Raw genomic sequence first — 19,323 nt, forward strand, 5'->3', positions numbered from 1 at the left:
GTGAACGATAACGCGTGCATCCAGAATGAACGCGCCGCCCTCAGGTTTTTCGTGAGCAAGCTCGCTCCTACCCCTCTCCCCTATCCCCCGCTATACTTGTCGGCTTTCCTGAATTAATGCCAACTAGGGTCCCGCCGCGCATGGATAAGACCTACCAGCCGCACGCTATTGAAACTTCCTGGTACCAGACCTGGGAGTCCGAGAATTATTTCGCTCCGCAAGGCGCGGGCGATGCCTACACCATCATGATTCCGCCACCGAACGTCACGGGCAGCCTGCACATGGGCCATGGCTTCAACAACGCGATCATGGATGCCCTGATTCGTTTCCGCCGCATGCAGGGTCGCAACACCCTGTGGCAGCCAGGTACCGACCACGCCGGCATCGCCACCCAGATGTTGGTGGAACGCCAACTGGAAGCCACCGGCCAGAACCGTCACGACCTGGGTCGCGAAAAATTCCTGGATAAAATCTGGGAATGGAAGGATCAGTCCGGCGGCAACATCAGCCGTCAGATCCGACGCCTGGGTTCGTCCGTCGACTGGAGCCGCGAGCGCTTCACCATGGACGACGGCCTGTCGGAAGCCGTGAAGGAAGCCTTTGTGCGCCTGCACGAAGACGGCCTGATCTATCGCGGCAAGCGCCTGGTCAACTGGGACACCAAGCTGCACACGGCGATTTCCGACCTTGAAGTGGAAAACCACGACGAGAAAGGTTTCCTGTGGAACCTCAAGTACCCGCTGGCTGACGGCGCCAAGACCGCCGAAGGCAACGACTACCTGATCGTCGCCACCACTCGTCCGGAAACCATGCTTGGCGACGCCGCCGTCGCGGTTAACCCGAACGACGAACGCTACCAGGCGCTGATCGGCAAGTTCGTTGAGCTGCCGCTGGTTGGCCGTCGCATCCCGATCATCGCGGACGACTACTGCGACCCTGAATTCGGCACCGGCTGCGTGAAAATCACCCCGGCCCACGATTTCAATGACTACGAAGTCGGCAAGCGCCACAACCTGCCGCTGCTGAACATTTTCGACAAAAACGCCGCTGTTCTGCCGGCCTGCCAGGTATTCAACCTCGACGGCACGCTGAACGAGAGCATCGACGGCAAGATCCCGGCTGAATACGCCGGCCTCGACCGTTTTGAAGCGCGCAAGCAGATCGTTGCGGCCTTCGACGCTGCCGGCCTGCTGGTCAGCGTTGATGACCACGCCCTGAAGGTGCCGAAAGGCGACCGTTCCGGCACCGTCATCGAGCCTTGGCTGACCGACCAGTGGTACGTGTCTACCAAGCCGCTGGCCGAGCCGGCGATTGCTGCCGTGGAAGACGGTCGTATCGCGTTCGTGCCTAAGCAGTACGAAAACATGTACTTCTCGTGGATGCGTGACATCCAGGATTGGTGCATCAGCCGCCAGCTGTGGTGGGGCCACCGGATTCCGGCCTGGTACGACGAGTCGGGCAAGGTCTACGTTGGCCGCGACGAAGCCGAAGTACGTGCCAAGCACAACCTCGGCCCGGACGTGGCGCTGCAACAGGACAACGACGTACTGGACACCTGGTTCAGCTCGGGCCTGTGGACCTTCTCCACCCTCGGCTGGCCGCAACAGACCGAGTTCCTGAAGAAATTCCACTCCACCGACGTGCTGGTCACCGGCTTCGACATCATTTTCTTCTGGGTTGCCCGGATGATCATGCTCACCATGCACTTGGTGAAAAACGAAGACGGCACCCCGCAGGTACCGTTCAAGACCGTGTACGTGCACGGCCTGGTACGTGATGGCCAGGGCCAGAAGATGTCCAAGTCCAAGGGCAACGTCCTGGACCCACTGGACATCATCGACGGCATCGACCTGGAAACCCTGGTGCAGAAACGCACTACCGGCCTGATGCAACCCACGCCAAAACTGCTGAAAAAGATCGAAAAGCAGACCCGCGAAGAATTCCCGGAAGGTATCGCCAGCTACGGCACCGATGCCATGCGCTTCACCTTCTGCTCGCTGGCGTCGACAGGTCGCGACATCAAGTTCGACATGGGCCGCGTCGAAGGCTATCGCAACTTCTGCAACAAGATCTGGAACGCCGCGCGCTACGTGCTGGATAAAGGCGAAGACTGCGGCCAGAACGGCGAGGCCATCGAGCTGTCCCTGGCGGACCGCTGGATCATCTCCCAGCTGCAGCGCACCGAAGCCGAAGTGACCCGTCAACTCGACCAGTTCCGCTTCGACCTGGCGGCGCAGGCCTTGTACGAGTTCATCTGGAACCAGTATTGCGACTGGTACCTGGAATTGTCCAAGCCCGTGCTGTGGGACGAGAACTCGCCGATCGAACGTCAGCGCGGCACCCGTCACACCCTGGTGCGCGTGCTGGAAGTGGCGTTGCGCCTGGCGCATCCGTTCATGCCGTTCATCACCGAAGAAATCTGGCAGCGCCTCGCGCCGCTGGCCGGCAAAGACGGCAAGACCATCATGCTGCAACCTTGGCCGGTGGCCAACGAAGCCCGCATTGATGAGGCGGCCGAAAGCGACATCGAATGGCTCAAGACCCTGATGATGGGCACGCGCAACATCCGCGCCGAGATGAACATCGGCCCGGGCAAGCCACTGGCCGTGTTCGTGAAGAACGCCAGCGCTGAAGATCAGCGTCGCCTCACCGAGAACGACGCGCTGCTCAAGAAGCTGGCGAAGCTGGAGTCGATCACCGTATTGGCCGCCGGCGCCGAAGCGCCGCTGTCCGCCACCGCACTGGTTGGCGAGATGGAAGTGCTGGTGCCGATGGCCGGCCTGATCGACAAAGGTGCCGAACTGGCGCGCCTGGATAAGGAAATCCTGCGTCTGCAAGGCGAAGTGCAGCGGGTGGGCGGCAAGCTGTCCAACGCGGCGTTCGTCGACAAGGCTCCGGCTGAAGTCATCGAGAAAGAACGCGCCAAATTGGCCGAAGCTGAACAGGCTTTGGGCAAACTGGCCGAGCAACATGCGCGGATTTCCAGCCTGTAAGGTGCAGCCCGTGTGTAAAAAGAGACCTTCGGGTCTCTTTTTTTTGCCCAGGAAAGCAATGACATATCTCTTTGCAAACCCGATCAATGTGGGAGCTGGCTTGCCTGCGATGCAGGCGACTCGGTGTATCTGTCAGACGGAGGCGATGCCATCGCAGGCAAGCCAGCTCCCACATTTGACCGAGTTCGACTCAAGAATGTGGGACAATGCCCGCCACTTTGAGCCAAATTCCAGAATCGACGCAGCCCATGACCGCCCCCAGCACACCCAAAGCACCGCGCAAGAAGCCTAAATCCACTACGCCGGCCAAGCCCGTCGTTCCGCGCAAAGAGGCCACCTTGCACCCGCGTAACCGCCACCAGGGCCGTTACGACTTCCAGGCGCTGATCAAGACCACGCCGGAACTGGCGCAATTCGTGATCATCAACCCGTACGGCAAGGAAAGCATCGACTTCGCCAGCCCCGACGCGGTGCGGGTGTTTAACCGGGCGTTGCTTAAGGCGTTCTACGGCATCAATCACTGGGACATCCCGGCTGATTACCTGTGCCCGCCGGTCCCGGGCCGTGCCGACTACGTGCACTTCCTCGCCGACCTGCTGGCCAGCGTCAACGAAGGCGTGATCCCCCGTGGCGCGCCGGTGAAGGTGCTGGACATCGGCATGGGCGCCAACTGCGTCTATCCGTTGATCGGCTACAGCGAATACCGCTGGAATTTCCTCGGCTCGGAAGTCGACCCGACGGCCGTGGCGGCCGCCAAGGCGATCGTACAGTCCAACGGGCTGAACAAGGCCATCCAGCTGCGCCAGCAAACCAATCCCAAACAGATCCTGCTGGGCCTGCTGGAGCCGGGTGAGCGGTTTGACCTGACCATGTGCAACCCGCCCTTCCACGCGTCCATGGATGAAGCAACCAAGGGCAGCGAGCGTAAATGGCGAGCACTGGGCAAGGCTGATCCGAAGCGCAAGTTGCCGGTACTGAACTTCGGTGGCCAGTCGGCGGAATTGTGGTGTGAAGGCGGTGAAGCGCGGTTTGTGACGCAGTTGATCGCTGAAAGCGCGCATTTCCAACATAAAGTACTGTGGTTCAGCACCCTGGTGTCGAAAGCGTCAAACCTGCCGGCGATTCAGACTGCGCTGAAAAAGGCCGGTGTATTGGAAAGCCAGGTGGTGGAGATGTCCCAGGGCCAGAAGCAGAGTCGCTTTGTCGCCTGGACCTTCCAGACCCCGAGCGAGCAACAGGTGTGGCGCCAGCGTTGGGCGCGCAAGGATTAAAAACCGCAGGCAACAAAAAACCGTGCCCGGATCGCTCCGGAGCACGGTTTTTTTTGCTGCGTCTTACTTGTTAACAGCGTCGGTCAGGCTTTTTGCCACAACCAGCTTGATAACTTTCTTGGCAGCGATTTCGATGGCAGCGCCAGTCGAAGGGTTACGGCCAGTACGGGCAGGACGCTCGGTCACTTTCAGTTTGCCAACGCCTGGCAGAGTGATTTCGCCGCCGTTTTCCAGCTGATCAGCAACGATCTGGCTCAGTTGTTCAATCACCGCACGCACTTGAACTTTGGTGGCGCCAGTGGATTCAGCCAGATCAGCGATCAGTTGGTCTTTAGTAATAGCCATTGTGGTGTTCCTTCCCTATCAAATTCATTTGGATTGCAGAGTGCAGTGTCAGCCATCGAGCCCTGCCATCAAGGCCTGGCACCCAAGGGCTATAACCACGAAGATCGGGGTTATAGATACCTGAAACCGGGTTTGGTTCGACCTGACAAATGCTGAATGCACGCTTAACGCCCAGACTGCGCGTAAGACGGGGCAAAACTAGCACAGAGACGGGGAAATATCCGCCTCAACATACCCATTTGGTCAGCTTTATCGCTCTAAACCGTGAAAAAAAGGCATATGGCCCGTCGGAGGGCTCTCAAAATGCCCTCCGAACAACGCCATCCCTAGCGGGTGCGGTACACTGGCGACTTTTTCCGGGAGCTCAACCACTCCCCTTCACCTGCCGAGAAGCCCATGCCGATCCGTCATTGCATCGTCCACCTGATCGACAAAAAACCCGACGGCACACCCGCAGTTCTCCACGCCCGCGACTCCGAGCTTGCCGAGTCGGCCGCGATCGAGAACATGCTTGCCGACCTCAACGAGAGCTACAACGCCAAACAAGGCAAGGCCTGGGGCTTTTTCCATGCCGAGTCCGGCGCGCACCCGTTCAGCGGCTGGTTGAAGGAATATTTTGACGGCGGGAAGGATTTCACCGCGTTCAGCCGCATTGCCGTGGAACACCTGCAAAAGCTGATGGAAGAATCCAACCTCTCCACCGGCGGCCACGTGCTGTTTGCCCATTATCAACAGGGCATGACCGATTACCTGGCGATCGCCCTGCTGCACCACAGTGAAGGCGTGGCAGTGACCGACCAACTGGACGTGACGCCGTCGCGCCACCTCGACCTTGGCCAACTGCACCTCGCGGCGCGGATCAACGTGTCCGAGTGGCAGAACAACAAGCAGTCCAAGCAGTACATCTCCTTTATCAAGGGCAAGAACGGCAAGAAGGTCTCGGAGTACTTCCGCGACTTTATCGGCTGCCAGGAAGGCGTCGACGGCCCGGGCGAGACCCGCACCCTGCTCAAGGCCTTCAGCGACTTCGTTGAAAGCGAGGATCTGCCGGACGAGTCCGCCCGCGAGAAAACCAAGACCCTGGTGGACTACGCCAGCAGCCAGGCCAAGCTCGGCGAGCCAATGGGCCTGGAAGAGCTGTCCGGGTTGATCGATGAAGATCGGCCAAAAGCTTTCTACGATCACATCCGCAACAAGGACTACGGCCTGTCGCCGGAAATCCCGGCGGATAAACGCACCCTCAACCAGTTCCGCCGTTTCACCGGCCGCGCCGAAGGCTTGTCCATCAGCTTTGAAGCGCACCTGTTGGGCGACAAGATCGAATACGACGAAGCCGCCGGCACCTTGATCATCAAGGGCCTGCCGACCCAGTTGACCGACCAGCTCAAGCGTCGCAACTGATGCTGGGCGGGGTTCTGAAGAAAGTCCTGCTGGTGTTGCTGGTGGTGGTGGTTTTCCAGAACTGGGGCAAGATCGAGCGGCTGTTCAACCCCTCCCAGGTGGTGCCGGAGCAGACACGCACGGCGGCGCGCGTGGTGCTGTATTCCACCGAGTGGTGTGGCTACTGCAAACAGATCCGGCGCTTTCTGGATTCCAAGGGGATTCCCTACCAGGCGTTTGATATCGAGAAGGACGCCCAGGCGCGCAAGGCGTACGAGGCACTGGGCGGCGGCGGGATTCCATTTGTGGACGTGAATGGCACGCTGATTCGCGACTACAACCCTGAAGCGATCATGGCCGCGCTGAAGTAACTCACTCTGTAAAACACCGCCGATCAAATGTGGGGGCGGGCTTGCTCGCGAAGGCGCGGGKTCAGTCAATACATCTGGCGACTGACCCACCGCTTTCGCGAGCAAGCCCGCTCCCACATTGGGTTTGCGTACGCCTTAGAAATTGGCTTCCAGGGAAACCATCGCCGTACGCTCTTCACCCACGTTGTAATACGCCGAGCTGGCCGCCAGGCCATTCACCGGCGCCGAGTTGAACGACACGGTGCGCGCCGAGCTCAAGTATTCCTTATCAAACACGTTGAGCATCGAGAAGCGCAGCGCGGCCGACTTGAAGACCTTCTTGTCCACCGGCAAGTAGATACCGGCGTTGAGGTCAAACACGGTGCGCCCGGAGATTTTCTCGTTGTTGGTCAAATCGCCGTAGAACGCCCCGACATACTTGCCGGCAATGTTGCCGTAGTAGCGTTTGTCGTCATACCCGAACACCAGGTTGAGCATGTTTTCCGGCACGTTGGCCAACTGGTTGCCCTTGGTCGGCAACAGCACGTTCTTGCTGACAAAATCGTCCTGCTGCTCCGACTTGGTATAGGTGTACGACGCGTAGTAGTTGAAGTTGTATGGCAGCAGGCCGCTCCATTCCAGCTCCAGGCCTTTGTTGGTCACGTCACCGACGTTGGCCATCACGTAGTCACCGTTCAAGTCGGTGGTCGACAGCTGGCGATCCTTGAAGGTGATGTAGAACAGGGTGGCGCTCAAGGCCATTTTTTCTTCGGTGTAGCGCCAGCCCAGTTCCTGGTTCCAGCTCAGCTCGGGGTTGAGGTTGAGGGAGTCACCCTTGTTGTACAGCACGTAGTTCTGCGGGGTGCGCATGTTGCGGGTGACGTTGTAGAACGCCTGGTTGCTCTCGTCGACCTGGTACTTGGCACTGAAGTTCGGCAGGAACTGATGGTAGCGGGCGTTCCGCTTTTCCGGCTTGTCGTACAGGCTGCCCAGATTGTCGCCGTCACGCTCGACGTACTGGTACGCCAGCCCGCCGACAAAACTCAGGTCTGGGGTGGCTTGCCAGCTGTCCTGCACCCATAGTTTCTGGGCCGGGGTCACGGTGTACTGGTGACGGCCCTGGACGGTCTTGCCGTTCTTGTCGACCACCTGGCCGCCGCTGTTGTAATCACCCCAGATGTCGTCCGGTGCACCTTCGCTGTTGATCCCGATATACGGCTGGGTCTGGCGCTGGCGAGCGCGCTCGTACCAGTAACCGTAATCCAGGCTGTGCTCCTCGTTGATGTCCCATTTCATTTTGACCGTGACGCCAGGGCGCCAGGTTTCGGTCCACGACGGCCGGTAGTAGTTGGCCGACTGGAGGTTACCCAGGTCGTAGTTACCGGCCTTGTCGGACTTCGGCCCCAGGTTGGTCGCGGTCTGGCCGCTGAAACTGCCGCCGTTGCCCCAGTAGTAGTAAGGCGCAACTGTCAGGGCCAGGTCATCACGCAGGCGCCAGCGCTGGGTGAAGGTGGTCATGACACTTTCGAAAGGGTTGCGGTTGAGCTTGTAGGAGGACGACAGCAAGCCGTTTTTGTAGACCGGGGTTTCCGAGTAATCCAGGCGCCGCCCCTGTTGTTGGAACTGGGCCTTGCTCAGGGTGTTGTAGTTGTAGTTTTCCTGCTTGTTGTACTTCATGGTGAAGTTGCTGGAGTTGCCGTTGTCGTCTTCGAACAGCGTGCTCCACTCCACCTTGTCACCGCGCACAGTGCCCTTGCCGCGCCACTTGTCGCCTTCGGTGTGAGAGGCCGAGACCCAGCTCTTGAAGCCGCCCAGGTCGCCGGTGTTGAGCCGTGCGAAGGACTTTGTCAGGTGGTTCGAGCCGATGGATTGTTTGACGAACAAGCCTGGCTCTTTGGTCGGCCGGATCGTGACCATGCCGATATTGCCGCCGCTGGAACCAATGTGTGGGCCGTCCGCTTCGGAGGAGCCCTGGGTAACAAACACTTCGCCGACGTTTTCCGGATCGCCCAACTGGTTGGCGTACACGCCATAGCTGCCGGAGTCGTTGATCGGCACGCCGTCCATGGAAACCCCGACCTGGTCGGAGTTCATGCCGCGCATGGTGAAACTGGTGCCGCTCATGCCGCTGGCGTCATCGTTGGATACGTTGATGCCCGGGGTGTACTTGAGCTTGTCGATGGCGTTGGCCGTCGGGGACATTTCGTCCATGGCTTCCTTGGTCACGGTGGACCGGGCCTTGGCGCTTTCTTCCTGAATCATGTGGCCGGTGCCCAGGGTACGTTCGCCGGCGACGTGCACCGAACCGACATCCTGGGAGTCGTCTGCCAGAACCAGCGGCGCAAAGCCGCCCAGGCCCGATGCTAAAAGCAGGGCATAGAGTTTGTTGTAGGTCACGAGTAGATCCCTTACATGCATCCATCTGTTGTTATGGGGGAGGTATTGGCGATTTGGGCTGGGTGAACAGCGCCGCCAATCTTCCTGACCACCTGCTCAGGAATCCGAGGATCATCCGTGCATCACGTAACGGTTTGGTTACAGGTTTTGGCGATTGCGATGAAGGTTAAATGAAAGGCCCACAGACGCCGATGTGCCAAGGCATTGGGGTATTCAAGGGAGATGGGTGCAAGTAATGACAGCGCTACGCCATTGCAGCGTAGCCCTCTGTATCTAGCGCAGTACGATCATTCGACCGAGCAGAGCGTGTTGTTCGAACCCCAAAACCGCCTGCAGCGCATTGAGCACCGCCTGGGGATCCTTGCTCGGGAAACTGCCACTGACACGCCGAGCGGCAAGGTCGTCATTGAGCAGGAGAATACGACCGGGATAGTAGCGGCCGAGGTCTTGCACCACTTCGGCCAGGGGCGTCTTGTAGTAGTTGAGCCAACCGTCGCGCCAAGCCAGGCGCGACTCGCTGTCGACTGCGTGCAGCTCATCGGCGACACCATCGGCGTAGGCCACTTGTTGGCCGGCCGCCAGAATCTGTTGCTGAGCATACTTCGACGGCGTTACCCCAACCCGACCGGACAACACCGTCACCTGCGCACCCGCCGGTTGCAGGCGCACTTCAAACTGCGTGCCGAGCACCCGCGCTTCGCCGCTGCCGGCCTCGACCACGAAGGATTCGCCCGTGTGGGTCACACTGAAAAAACCGGCGCCACGGCGTAGCTGGATATGGCGCTCGCCATGCTTGAAATCCACGGAGATCGCGCTGTCGGCGTCCAGGGTAACCAGGCTTTTATCGGCCAGGGTCACGGTCTTCACCTCACCCGGCGCGGTGACGTAATCCGCGCCGAAGTCATCGACCCAGCGTGACGGCTGCCAGCCGGCGCCCATCGAGATCATCACCAGCAGGCAGGCGGCCATGGCCAGGGCGCCAGACCAGCGCCGCACGCTGGAGCGCTTTGAGGTATTCATCGCGTTCAAGTAACCCTGCAGCGCCAGGGCATCCTCATCCGCCAACGTTCTGGCCGGTACTTCACTCAATTCCCACAGCACCTGGGCCTGGGCATAGGCCTCGACATGCGCCGGGTCGGCCCGCAGCCAATGGCTGAACGTGGACTGGTCGCCACTGCTGGGCTGGTCGTGCAACAAGCTCAGCCAGGCCAATGCGGCCTGTTCCTGGTCGGGCGTCGGGGTGACGCGGGCAGTGGCGTTCACGGGGCTTTCCTTGGCGATGGTTCACGAAGGCTGGCCTTACAGGCTTCGAGCGCGCGCATCATATGTTTTTCCACGGCACTTTGGGACAGGCCCATGGCCTTGGCGATTTCCGCGTACTTGCGGCCATGGATGCGGTTGAGCAGGAAAATCTGTCGGGTGCGCTCCGGCAAGCTGCGCAGGGCCGCTTCGACATGGCGCAGATCATTGCCCGCCTCCAGCGCAGCCTGGGGCTCGGAGCCCTGGTTATCCTGTTGTTCCGGCAGCCAGCCTTCACTGCTGCGCACCCGGGCGCCTTCGCTGCGCAGGTGATCGATGGCGATATTGCCGGCACAACGCAGCAGGTAGGTGCTGAGCTCCTCGACCTGCACCAGTGGCCGGCGCCAGAAGCGCAGGAACAAATCCTGCACCAGGTCCGCCGCCGTCGCACGGCAACCCACGCGGCGGCTGACCAGCGCTTCCATCTGCGAGCGCTGGGACAGGAACACTTGCAGGAAATGCGCCCGTCCGCCTGCCGCGTCTGCGTGCTGCTCTTTGGATTCGGGAGGCGTGATGATCATCAACGGTGGACTCAAAGGGTCGCGAAGGCCGCAACCGGGCTGGCCAGCAGGCCGACGCCCGCCAGAATCAAAGCCAGCCTTGGCCGATACGGCAACAGCAACACCAGCAGCAATCCACTGAGCATCAACACCGCGCACCATTCCACCAGGCCCTGGCTCCAACCGGTCGCGAGCACCGCCGGCCAGATCGAGACGATCAACAGCAGCCAGCCGCCCACGCGCAAACCCAGGCGCCGGCGGGGTGAGGGTTTACTGCGCAGCAGTTCGCCATGGTGCCTGTCCATGGACAGGCACAACGCGGTAAACCCTGCGTAACACAGCAGCAGCGCCAGGAACATTCAGTTCACCTCGCCCTTGAGGGTCAACGGCCGGGCGCGTTCGGCCTTGGGTTGAGGGACGCGGCGGTGCTGCATTTTCCACGCAGCCCAGGCCAGGAACACGCCGCTGCCCAGGCACGTCAGGTCGAAGCCGGCCATGGCCCAATCGCCGTTGGCCAGGGACACGCCCAAATGCTGCGACGTGGTCAGCGCGTTGAGCACCGGCACGCCGATAAACAGCAGCGCGCCCACGCCCAATTGCTCAACCCAGCCGCGTCGACCCTGGCGGACAATCGCGTGCACAACGCTCAAGCCCCAGGCAATAAAGAAGGCTTGTACTTCCCAGTCCGAGCGCCCGGCAAAGCTTGCCGGCAACAGGCGGTTGGCCCAGAAGAACGCGGCGATGGCGATCATCAAGCCGGACATGCTGGCGATATTCAGCACTTCCACCAACCGCAGTTCAAAGGGCATCACCCCGGTTTTGGTGTGCTTGAGCTGACGCTTGCCCAGCCACATCACCAGCCCGGTGCCGATCATCGCGGTGCCTGCGAGGCCGCAGATGAAATACAGCCAGCGCAATACCGGACCGGCGAAATGGCCCATGTGCAAACCGTAGAAGCTGCCACCTATCGCCGCCGGCAGCGACTGCTCACCGCTCACCCGCAGCAGTTCGCCGGTGGTGCCGTTGAATGAGACGGTGCTGCCAAAGTCGTGCACCACTCGATCCGACCCGGCGCGGAAGACATTGACCGAGGCGTTCACATCGCTTGGATTATTCACCACCAGTCGCCCGACATGCCCGCCCGCCCACTGCTCGCGCGCCTGCTCGTACATCGGCCCCAGCGGCAACAGCTGCCCGGGTTGGCCAAGGGCCGGCGCGTTGTCGGTGGCCGGGAACACATCGTTGAAAAACGCACGGGTGTCGTTGCCGTAAGAGGCGAGGATGCTCGCCGGCATCACCATGCTCATGAAAATCACCAGGCTGCTGTAGGTGATCATCAAGTGAAAGGGCAACACCAGCACGCCCACGGCGTTGTGCCCGTCGAGCCAGGAGCGCTGGCCTTTACGCGGGCGGAAGGTGAAGAAGTCCTTGAAGATTTTCTTGTGGGTGATGATCCCGGTGATCAGGGCCACGAACATCACCATCGCGGCGATGGTCGACAGCCAGCGCCCCCACGGATACGGCATTTGCAGCTGGAAGTGGAAGCGATAGAAGAATTCGCCGCCCCTGCTTTCCCGGGCGTGGACCGGCTGGCCGCTGACGGGATCGAGGAGTTTCTCGACGAAATTGCCGCGCTTGCCCGGGTCGACCTTGTCTTGCCACATCACCGACAGGCCGGGTTCACGGGGGCTCGGCACGTTGATAAACCAGCGCGCTGCGTTGGGTGCCTGTTGCTGCAAATACGCTTGGGCGACGGCCAGGCTACGGGCGTCGTCCACGGGATGCGCCTGCACTTCAGGCTGCATCCAGTGGGTAATTTCGTCCTTGAAATAGGACAAGGTGCCCGTCAGGAAAATCGCAAACAGCAGCCAGCCAAAGATCAGCCCAGCCCAGGTGTGCAACCAGGCCATAGCCTGGCGGAAGCCGTCTTTCATGTGCGTGTCATCCAGTACGTCAACCCGGCGAACGTGGCCAGCATCGCGCTGGGCAGCAACACGCCAAACCAGGCGCGCCAGGCGGTACGGCAGGCGAAACACCAGATCACCGCCAACAGATAGAACACAAACGAACTCAGCATGCCGCTGATCACCGCATCAGCGCGGCTGGTGGGCAGCCACAAGGTCATGCACACGCTGGCCAGGGACGCCAGCAAGTAACCGCCGACCACAGCCGCCAGCACGCGCGAAGTCACGGCAAGACGGTAGGAAACGGGAAGTGAGGTTTTGCGTTTCATGCACAGGGCGCCAGGTTCGTCAGCACGCAATATTAATGATAAAGGTTCTCATAAGCAAAAGAGAACGCATCACTGGTAATTGCCGAACCCGCCTACGCGCCCTACAATGCGAACAATTCTTGTTCTCTAAAGCATGCCCATGCTTGCGGAGTGTGCGCGTTGCAGCCGTCCAACACCGTCGAAGTGCTGTACCACGACCATCACCACTGGCTCACCGGCTGGTTGCGACGCAAGCTCGGCTGCCCGGAAAGCGCCGCCGACCTGGCCCAGGACACCTTCATTCGCGTGCTGACCGCGCGTGAAACCCCGACGCTGATCGAACCCCGCGCCTTTCTTACCACCATCGCCAAGCGTGTGCTGTTCAACCATTACCGCCGCCAGGACCTGGAGCGCGCCTACCTCGACGCCCTGGCGCAGATGCCCGAACACGTGGCGCCGTCGGAAGAAGAGCGGGCGATCATCCTGCAAACCCTGATGGAGCTGGACCAGTTGCTGGATGGCTTGGCGCCCCAGGTTAAACGCGCGTTCCTGCTGGCCCAGCTCGACGGCTTGACCTACGCGCAAATCGGCGCGGAACTGGGGATCTCCATCGCCACGGTCAAGCGTCACCTGCATAAAGCGGCGATGCGCTGCTACTTCGCCCTATGAGTTTCTCAACGCAAGTCGCCGAACAAGCGGTGCACTGGCTGATGGAAATGCAGCAGGGCCCGCTCAACCCGCGCAAACAGGCGGCCTGGCAACACTGGCTGGACGCCCACAGCGAACATCAGCGGGCCTGGGAGCACATCCAGCGAGTGAACCAGCGGCTGCGCGGGATGCCATCACCGTTGGCCCACGCCGCCTTGAATGCACCGAAATCCAACAGTCGCCGCCAGGCCCTGAAGTTGTTGCTGATACTTGGCGCCGGGTCGGCAGCGGCCTGGGGTTTGCGCCAGCAACATATCCTGCCGCCGTTGAGCGCCGACTACCGCAGCCCCATCGGCCAGCGGCGCAAGTTCCAGCTGGCCGATGGCAGCCAGTTGCAGCTCAACACCGGCAGTGCAGTGGACGTGCATTTTGAGGGTCAACAACGCTTGATCCGCCTGCTCGAAGGCGAAATCCAGCTGACCGCCAAAACCGGCAACGCCCCGCTGCGGATCGTCACCGCCCAGGGCTTGCTCAGCGCCCAGGCGGCACGGCTCAACGTACGGCAGTTCAATGATCACACGCAGTTGGCGGTGTTTGACGGGCACGTTGACGTGATGCCCAACACCTATAGCGGTTTGCCGCTGACCGTCGAAAAAGCCCATCAGGTCAATTTCACCCGCAAAGGCTGGGACACTGCACGCCCCACCGATGCCGGCAGCGGTGCCTGGGCCGACGGCATGCTGGTGGCGGCCCACATGCGCCTGGCAGATTTCCTCGCCGAACTGAGCCGTTATCGTCGCGGCCAGCTCAACTGCGACCCGCAAGTGGCCAACCTGCTGATTTCCGGCAGCTACCCGCTGGACGACAGCGAGCGGATCCTGGACCTGCTGCAAGTCAGCCTGCCGGTGAAGGTTCGGCGGTTTACCCGCTACTGGGTGACCGTCGAAGCCCGCGTCTGAATTATTTTCAAAAACCGTGAGCCGTTTTCCGCACCTCGCGTGACAGAGAAGGAAAGCCACCTTGATCCTTCCTTCTCAGGACCGCACTTCATGCCCCAGCAACCGACTCGCCTGACGCCCCTCGCCCGCACCCTGCGCCACTTGTTGCTGGGGGCCAGCCTCAGTTTCAGCGCCGTGCCCTACGTGATGGCGGCCGATGCCAAGCCCTACCGCATCGCCCCTACGTCACTTGAAGCGGCGTTGAACCAGTTTGGCCGTGAAGCCGGCGTGCTGATTTCGTTTGGCTCCGATGTGACCGCCGGCGTGCAAAGCCACGGCCTGTCGGGCAACTACACCGCTGAAGAAGGCTTGAATGCGTTGCTCAAAGGCACCGGCCTGCAAGCCCGCGCCGAGGGCAACAACGCCTTCAGCCTGCAACCGGCGAATGCTCCGGCCACCCTCGAATTGGGCACTTCCAACGTGGTCGGCGACTGGCTGGGGGACGCGGCGCAAACCAACGTCTTCGAACACCCGGGCGCGCGGGACGTGATCCGTCGCGAAGAATTCGAACGCCAGGGCGCCACCCAGGCTCGCGATGTGCTCAACCGCATTCCCGGGGTCAACGCTCCGGAAAACAACGGCACCGGCAGCCACGACATGGCGCTGAACTTCGGCATTCGCGGGCTCAACCCACGCCTGGCCTCGCGCTCCACAGTATTGATGGACGGTATCCCGGTGCCGTTTGCACCGTATGGCCAGCCGCAGTTGTCGTTCGCGCCCATCAGCATGGGCAACATGGACGCGGTGGACGTGGTGCGCGGCGGCGGCGCGGTGCGTTATGGCCCGCAGAACGTCGGCGGCATCGTCAACTTCGTCACCCGCGCGATTCCCGACGCCCCAACGGTGAAAGGCGGCCTGCAGACCGAAACCAGCCCGTCTTCCAGCCACGATGGCTTCAAGACCACCGGCAACCTGCTGGCGGGCGGCACCGCAGACAACGGTTTGGGCGGCGCGATCCTGTATTCCGGCACCCGTGGTGGTGACTGGCGCGAGAACAGCGACACCCGCATCGACGACCTGATCCTCAAGGGCAAATACCAGTTGGACGACGCCAACAGCTTCAACGCCATGGCGCAGTACTACGAAGGCAAGGCCGATATGCCCGGCGGCTTGAGCACCGCGGCCTACAAGGCCGACCCGTACCAGTCCACCCGCCCCTATGACCAGTTCTGGGGGCGCCGCACCATGTTCAACGCAGGCTACCGCTACCAGGAAGATCGCCGGGAATTCACCGTCAACAGCTTCTTCACCACCACCCTGCGTAGCGGCTACCTCGACCAGGGCAACTTCCTCTCGCTGTCGCCTCGCGAGTACTGGGTGCGCGGCCTGGAGACCCGTTTCGCCCAAGGCTTCGACCTCGGCCCGACCAGCCACGAAGTGGGCGTGGGCTATCGCTACATCAACGAAGCCGGCCACGAAATGCGCTACCGCACGCCAATTACCGCCAACCAGCAACTGCCCACCACCGACAGCCGCAACGACCGCGACACCCGGGGCAGCACCGAGGCCAATGCATTCTTCGTCGATGACCGGATTGATATCGGCAAATGGACCATCACCCCAGGCATCCGCTACGAGATGATCGAGTCCCAGCAGACCAACAACCTCAGCAACGTCAAATACAAGGGTGACTACAACACCGCCCTGCCGGCGTTGAACGTGCTCTACCACCTGACGGACGACTGGAACCTCTACGCCAACACCGAAGGTTCGTTCGGCAGCGTGCAGTACAGCCAGATGCCCAACCGTGTGACCAGCGGCGAAGTGAAGCCGGAAAAAGCCCGCACCTGGGAGCTCGGCACCCGTTACGACAACGGCACCCTGCGGGCCGAAATCGGCGCGTTCCTGATCAACTTTGACAATCAGTACGACAGCAACCAGACCAACGACACGGTGATCGCCCGTGGCGAGACCCGTCACCAGGGCATCGAGTCCAGCATCAACTATGCCCTCGACGGCTTGAGCCCGGCGCTCGCCGGTTTTGATGTGTACGCCACTTACGCCTACGTCGACGCCACCATTCGTGAAGACGGCCCGAACAAAGGCAACCGCGTGCCCTTCTCATCCAAGCACAAAGGCACCCTGGGCGTGGGTTACACCGAAGGTCGCTGGAAGTTGAATGTGGACAGCAGCTACCAGAGCAGCCAGTTCGCCGACAACGCCAACACTGAAGCGGAAAGCGCCGATGGCAGCACCGGACGCATCCCCGGCTACATGTTGTTCAGCAGCCGCGCGGCGTATGACTTTGGCCCGCAGCTGTCGGATTTGAACGTGGCGGTCGGTGTTAAAAACATCTTCAACAAGCAGTACTACACCCGCTCGTTTGACGATAACAACAAGGGCAAATACGTCGGCGAGCCGCGCACGCTGTACGTGCAGACGTCCATCGCGTTCTGATCAGCTACCCGCCAGGCACGACGGTGTGCCGGCCACCAACGCGTCGATGGCACACCGGGTTTTGGCCGGCATGTGCGTCGCCGTGGGCCAGATGACATGGATCGGCATCGGTTGCTCGCGGTGGTCCGGCAGTACCGCCTGCAGTTGCCCGCGCAGTACGTAGTGGGCGATCAGCCAACTGGGCAACCAGGCCAGGCCGACTCCGGCGATTGCGGCATCGGCCACGGCCTGCAGGTCGTCCAGGATCAACGGCGAGGCCACACGCTCGCGGTGCGGGGCATTGCTGCGATAGGCAATGCCTCGATGCCCGGCCAGGTCCGCGATGGATTCGATTCGACAGGTGCGCTGCAGGTACGCGGGTGACGCCGCCAGGGCAATCGCCTGCTCGCCAAGGCGCCTTGCGCTCAAGCGGTCGGTGTCGGGCAATGCGCCGATGCGCACCGCCAGGTCGAAGCCTTCCTGGGCCAGGTCTATCAGCCGGTCGGAGAAAGAAATCTCGATCTCCAGTTGCGGAAAATGGTCCATCAGTCCCCACAACGCTGGCGCCGCATAGTGGTGACCGAACGCCAAAGGCAAGCTGGCCCTTAACCGTCCACGAGGCTGCTGGCGGCCACTTTCCAGCACGGATTCGGCGGCTTCCAGTTCCGCCAGCGCACGCAGGCAATGCTCGTAATAAGCCTGCCCGTCCTCGGTCAGACGCTGGCGCCGGGTAGAGCGTTGCAACAGGGACGTCCCCAGCCTCGCTTCCAGGCGCGCCAACCCCTTGCCCACCGCTGAGCGCGTGAGGTTCAGCCGTTCGGCGGCCTCGGTCAGATTGCCGCTCTCGACGATTTGTAAAAACAGTTCAACACCATCAAAACGCGGAGTGGCCATGATCGATTGTCGCCTTTAGATCCCTTATCCATGGAATAAGTATCACTAATAAAGAACTGCATTCCCGTGAAAATGACAGCTTCCCCCATCGAAAGGAAGAGGCCATGTCATCCGACGCCGTTGTATCCGCCATCCACCCGCCGCGTACCGCCAGAGACAGCCTGGCGCTCACCGCCGTGTGCCTGGTGGCGCTGATGTTCGGCCTGGAGATTTCCAGCGTGCCGGTCATCCTGCCCACCCTCGAACAGCAATTGGGCACCGGCTTCCAGGACGCCCAATGGATCATGAATGCCTACACCCTGGCCTGCACCAGCGTGCTGATGGCGGCGGGCACACTGGCCGATCGCTTTGGCCGGCGGCGCATGCTGGTGCTGTGCCTGTGGGTATTCGGGCTGGCATCGCTGGCCTGTGGGCTGGCCAACGATGCGTCTACGCTGATCGCGGCGCGTTTTGTCCAAGGCGTGGGTGGCGGGGCGATGATGATCTGCCAGTTCGCGATTCTGTCGCACCAGTTCCGCGAACCGGCGGCCCGGGCGCGAGCCTTTGCCATCTGGGGTGTGATTGCCGGTGTGGGCCTGGGCTTCGGGCCGATGGTGGGGGCGTTGATCCTGGCAGTCGCGGATTGGCGCTGGGTGTTCCTGGTGCATGCGCCGCTGACCGTGTTCACCCTGGTATTGCTGCGCATCAGCGTGCAGGAGTCCCGCGACCCGGCGGCCCATCGCCTTGATATCGCCGGCATGGCCACCCTGACCCTGGCGGTGTTCGCCCTGGTTTACTTCATCACCCAGGGCACCGAGAGCGGCTTTGCCACCCCGGCGATGCTCGGTTGGGCCGGGTTATCAGTGGCCAGCCTGCTGTTGTTCGTGGTTGTCGAGCGGCGCAGCCCGCATCCAATGTTCGACTTCTCGGTGTTCCGCATCCCGCGCTTCAACGGCGCGTTGATGGGTTCGATCGGCATGAACTTCAGCTTCTGGCCCTTCATGATCTACCTGCCGCTGTATTTCCAGGCCGGCCTGGGCTACGACACCATGCTCACCGGGCTCGCCCTGCTCGCCTATACCCTGCCCACGCTGGTGGTACCGCCCCTGGCCGAACGCCTGGCGCTGCGCTACGGCGCCGAACGCATCATTCCGTTGGGCCTGGGCCTGATGGGCGTGGGTTTTGTGGCCATGGCCGCGATCAACCATAGCGACCAGCCCAGTGTGGTGTTGATCCTGATCGCCTGTGGGATTGCCGGCAGCGGCTTGGCGTTTACCAACTCGCCCACCACCAACACCACCACTGGCTCAGTCTCATCCGACCGCGCGGGGATGGCGTCGGGCATCGACTTCAGTGCACGGCTGATTACCCTGGCGCTCAATATCGCGTTGATGGGCTTGGTGTTGATACTCGGGATCGCTCACCACCTGGCTAACGCATTGCCCGACACGGCGCAGTTGGCCACCCTCAGCCAGGACATCGCCGCCGGCAAGCTGGACGTGTTGCCGCAGGGCTCGTTGATTGCCCAGGCCGCGCTACGCAACGGTGCCGGTTGGGCCATGTTGTATGCAGGCTTGGGCGCTTGCGCACTGGCAGTTTTGAGCGCCTGTTTTTTCCGGCGCAGCCCGCGCTGACGCTTTAAACGAAAAACGGGCCTGCATCTGCAGGCCCGTTTTCAGTG

Annotated in this window: 16 protein-coding genes; 8 read left to right on the forward strand and 8 right to left on the reverse strand. The window is 61.5% G+C overall.

What is annotated here, in order from left to right:
• The first annotated feature begins 140 nt into the window (after nt 1-140).
• The gene (locus AU074_RS29015) at nt 141-2,993 is read left to right on the forward strand and encodes a valine--tRNA ligase (RefSeq protein WP_076017613.1); all 2,853 of its coding nucleotides are present in this window, start codon (nt 141-143) and stop codon (nt 2,991-2,993) included.
• 248 nt (nt 2,994-3,241) lie between these two features.
• Nucleotides 3,242-4,264 (forward strand): 23S rRNA (adenine(1618)-N(6))-methyltransferase RlmF, encoded by a 1,023-nt coding sequence (gene rlmF, locus AU074_RS29020; protein WP_076017736.1) that lies wholly within the window; start codon nt 3,242-3,244, stop codon nt 4,262-4,264.
• A 63-nt stretch (nt 4,265-4,327) separates the two neighbouring features.
• On the opposite strand, the gene AU074_RS29025 is transcribed toward rlmF, so the two are convergent.
• Complete coding sequence (locus AU074_RS29025; protein ID WP_017476062.1) at nt 4,328-4,609, reverse strand: HU family DNA-binding protein; 282 nt, start codon at nt 4,607-4,609, stop codon at nt 4,328-4,330.
• Between the two features lie 396 nt (nt 4,610-5,005).
• Here AU074_RS29025 and yejK point away from each other — a divergent pair, with 396 nt between their 5' ends.
• Nucleotides 5,006-6,010, forward strand: coding sequence for a nucleoid-associated protein YejK (gene yejK, locus AU074_RS29030; protein ID WP_003212745.1), 1,005 nt, complete (start codon nt 5,006-5,008; stop codon nt 6,008-6,010).
• Nucleotides 6,010-6,360 (forward strand): glutaredoxin family protein, encoded by a 351-nt coding sequence (locus AU074_RS29035; protein ID WP_076017614.1) that lies wholly within the window; start codon nt 6,010-6,012, stop codon nt 6,358-6,360. The genes yejK and AU074_RS29035 overlap by 1 nt, the downstream gene beginning before the upstream one ends.
• 135 nt (nt 6,361-6,495) lie before the next feature.
• Here the strand turns inward: AU074_RS29035 and AU074_RS29040 are convergent, their stop codons facing one another.
• The 6 genes from AU074_RS29040 to AU074_RS29065 form a co-directional block, all read right to left on the reverse strand.
• Complete coding sequence (locus AU074_RS29040; RefSeq protein WP_143503717.1) at nt 6,496-8,736, reverse strand: TonB-dependent receptor; 2,241 nt, start codon at nt 8,734-8,736, stop codon at nt 6,496-6,498.
• Between the two features lie 273 nt (nt 8,737-9,009).
• Nucleotides 9,010-9,999 (reverse strand): FecR family protein, encoded by a 990-nt coding sequence (locus tag AU074_RS29045; RefSeq protein WP_076017616.1) that lies wholly within the window; start codon nt 9,997-9,999, stop codon nt 9,010-9,012.
• Nucleotides 9,996-10,556, reverse strand: a complete 561-nt coding sequence (locus AU074_RS29050) for an RNA polymerase sigma factor (protein WP_076017617.1) — start codon at nt 10,554-10,556, stop codon at nt 9,996-9,998. The genes AU074_RS29045 and AU074_RS29050 overlap by 4 nt, the downstream gene beginning before the upstream one ends.
• A gap of 11 nt (nt 10,557-10,567) precedes the next feature.
• Nucleotides 10,568-10,894: a DUF3325 domain-containing protein gene (locus tag AU074_RS29055; protein WP_076017618.1), complete on the reverse strand. Its 327-nt coding sequence runs from the start codon at nt 10,892-10,894 to the stop codon at nt 10,568-10,570.
• Complete coding sequence (locus tag AU074_RS29060) at nt 10,895-12,469, reverse strand: PepSY domain-containing protein (protein ID WP_076017619.1); 1,575 nt, start codon at nt 12,467-12,469, stop codon at nt 10,895-10,897.
• Nucleotides 12,466-12,768 (reverse strand): DUF3649 domain-containing protein, encoded by a 303-nt coding sequence (locus tag AU074_RS29065; RefSeq protein WP_076017620.1) that lies wholly within the window; start codon nt 12,766-12,768, stop codon nt 12,466-12,468. The genes AU074_RS29060 and AU074_RS29065 overlap by 4 nt, the downstream gene beginning before the upstream one ends.
• Nucleotides 12,769-12,927: 159 nt before the next feature.
• On the opposite strand from AU074_RS29065, the gene AU074_RS29070 reads away from it, so the two are divergent.
• From AU074_RS29070 to fecA, 3 genes are all read left to right on the forward strand, one after another.
• Nucleotides 12,928-13,416, forward strand: a complete 489-nt coding sequence (locus tag AU074_RS29070; RefSeq protein WP_076017621.1) for a sigma-70 family RNA polymerase sigma factor — start codon at nt 12,928-12,930, stop codon at nt 13,414-13,416.
• On the forward strand, nt 13,413-14,354 hold the full coding sequence (locus AU074_RS29075; RefSeq protein ID WP_076017622.1) for a FecR domain-containing protein: 942 nt from the start codon (nt 13,413-13,415) through the stop codon (nt 14,352-14,354). The genes AU074_RS29070 and AU074_RS29075 overlap by 4 nt, the downstream gene beginning before the upstream one ends.
• A 90-nt stretch (nt 14,355-14,444) precedes the next feature.
• Nucleotides 14,445-16,790: a TonB-dependent Fe(3+) dicitrate receptor FecA gene (fecA, locus tag AU074_RS29080; protein WP_063033068.1), complete on the forward strand. Its 2,346-nt coding sequence runs from the start codon at nt 14,445-14,447 to the stop codon at nt 16,788-16,790.
• On the opposite strand, the gene AU074_RS29085 is transcribed toward fecA, so the two are convergent.
• Nucleotides 16,791-17,663 (reverse strand): LysR family transcriptional regulator, encoded by an 873-nt coding sequence (locus AU074_RS29085; RefSeq protein WP_076017623.1) that lies wholly within the window; start codon nt 17,661-17,663, stop codon nt 16,791-16,793.
• Nucleotides 17,664-17,767: 104 nt separating this feature from the next.
• On the opposite strand from AU074_RS29085, the gene AU074_RS29090 reads away from it, so the two are divergent.
• Nucleotides 17,768-19,276 carry an MFS transporter gene (locus tag AU074_RS29090; protein WP_076017624.1) on the forward strand — a complete coding sequence of 503 codons (1,509 nt, stop codon included), beginning with the start codon at nt 17,768-17,770 and terminating at the stop codon, nt 19,274-19,276.
• Nucleotides 19,277-19,323: the final 47 nt, after the last annotated feature.

Origin of the sequence: Pseudomonas sp. ATCC PTA-122608, assembly GCF_001952855.1 — a bacterium.
Lineage (GTDB): Bacteria > Pseudomonadota > Gammaproteobacteria > Pseudomonadales > Pseudomonadaceae > Aquipseudomonas.

What these genes read in the sequence shown, in the direction of transcription:
- AU074_RS29090 (WP_076017624.1), top strand. Translation starts at nt 17,768, where the DNA reads ATGTCATCCGACGCCGTTGTATCCGCCATCCACCCGCCGCGTACCGCC.
- AU074_RS29035 (WP_076017614.1), top strand. Translation starts at nt 6,010, where the DNA reads ATGCTGGGCGGGGTTCTGAAGAAAGTCCTGCTGGTGTTGCTGGTGGTG.
- AU074_RS29050 (WP_076017617.1), bottom strand. Translation starts at nt 10,556, where the DNA reads ATGATCATCACGCCTCCCGAATCCAAAGAGCAGCACGCAGACGCGGCA.
- AU074_RS29065 (WP_076017620.1), bottom strand. Translation starts at nt 12,768, where the DNA reads ATGAAACGCAAAACCTCACTTCCCGTTTCCTACCGTCTTGCCGTGACT.
- AU074_RS29060 (WP_076017619.1), bottom strand. Translation starts at nt 12,469, where the DNA reads ATGAAAGACGGCTTCCGCCAGGCTATGGCCTGGTTGCACACCTGGGCT.
- fecA (WP_063033068.1), top strand. Translation starts at nt 14,445, where the DNA reads ATGCCCCAGCAACCGACTCGCCTGACGCCCCTCGCCCGCACCCTGCGC.
- AU074_RS29075 (WP_076017622.1), top strand. Translation starts at nt 13,413, where the DNA reads ATGAGTTTCTCAACGCAAGTCGCCGAACAAGCGGTGCACTGGCTGATG.
- yejK (WP_003212745.1), top strand. Translation starts at nt 5,006, where the DNA reads ATGCCGATCCGTCATTGCATCGTCCACCTGATCGACAAAAAACCCGAC.
- AU074_RS29055 (WP_076017618.1), bottom strand. Translation starts at nt 10,894, where the DNA reads ATGTTCCTGGCGCTGCTGCTGTGTTACGCAGGGTTTACCGCGTTGTGC.
- AU074_RS29025 (WP_017476062.1), bottom strand. Translation starts at nt 4,609, where the DNA reads ATGGCTATTACTAAAGACCAACTGATCGCTGATCTGGCTGAATCCACT.
- rlmF (WP_076017736.1), top strand. Translation starts at nt 3,242, where the DNA reads ATGACCGCCCCCAGCACACCCAAAGCACCGCGCAAGAAGCCTAAATCC.
- AU074_RS29015 (WP_076017613.1), top strand. Translation starts at nt 141, where the DNA reads ATGGATAAGACCTACCAGCCGCACGCTATTGAAACTTCCTGGTACCAG.
- AU074_RS29085 (WP_076017623.1), bottom strand. Translation starts at nt 17,663, where the DNA reads ATGGCCACTCCGCGTTTTGATGGTGTTGAACTGTTTTTACAAATCGTC.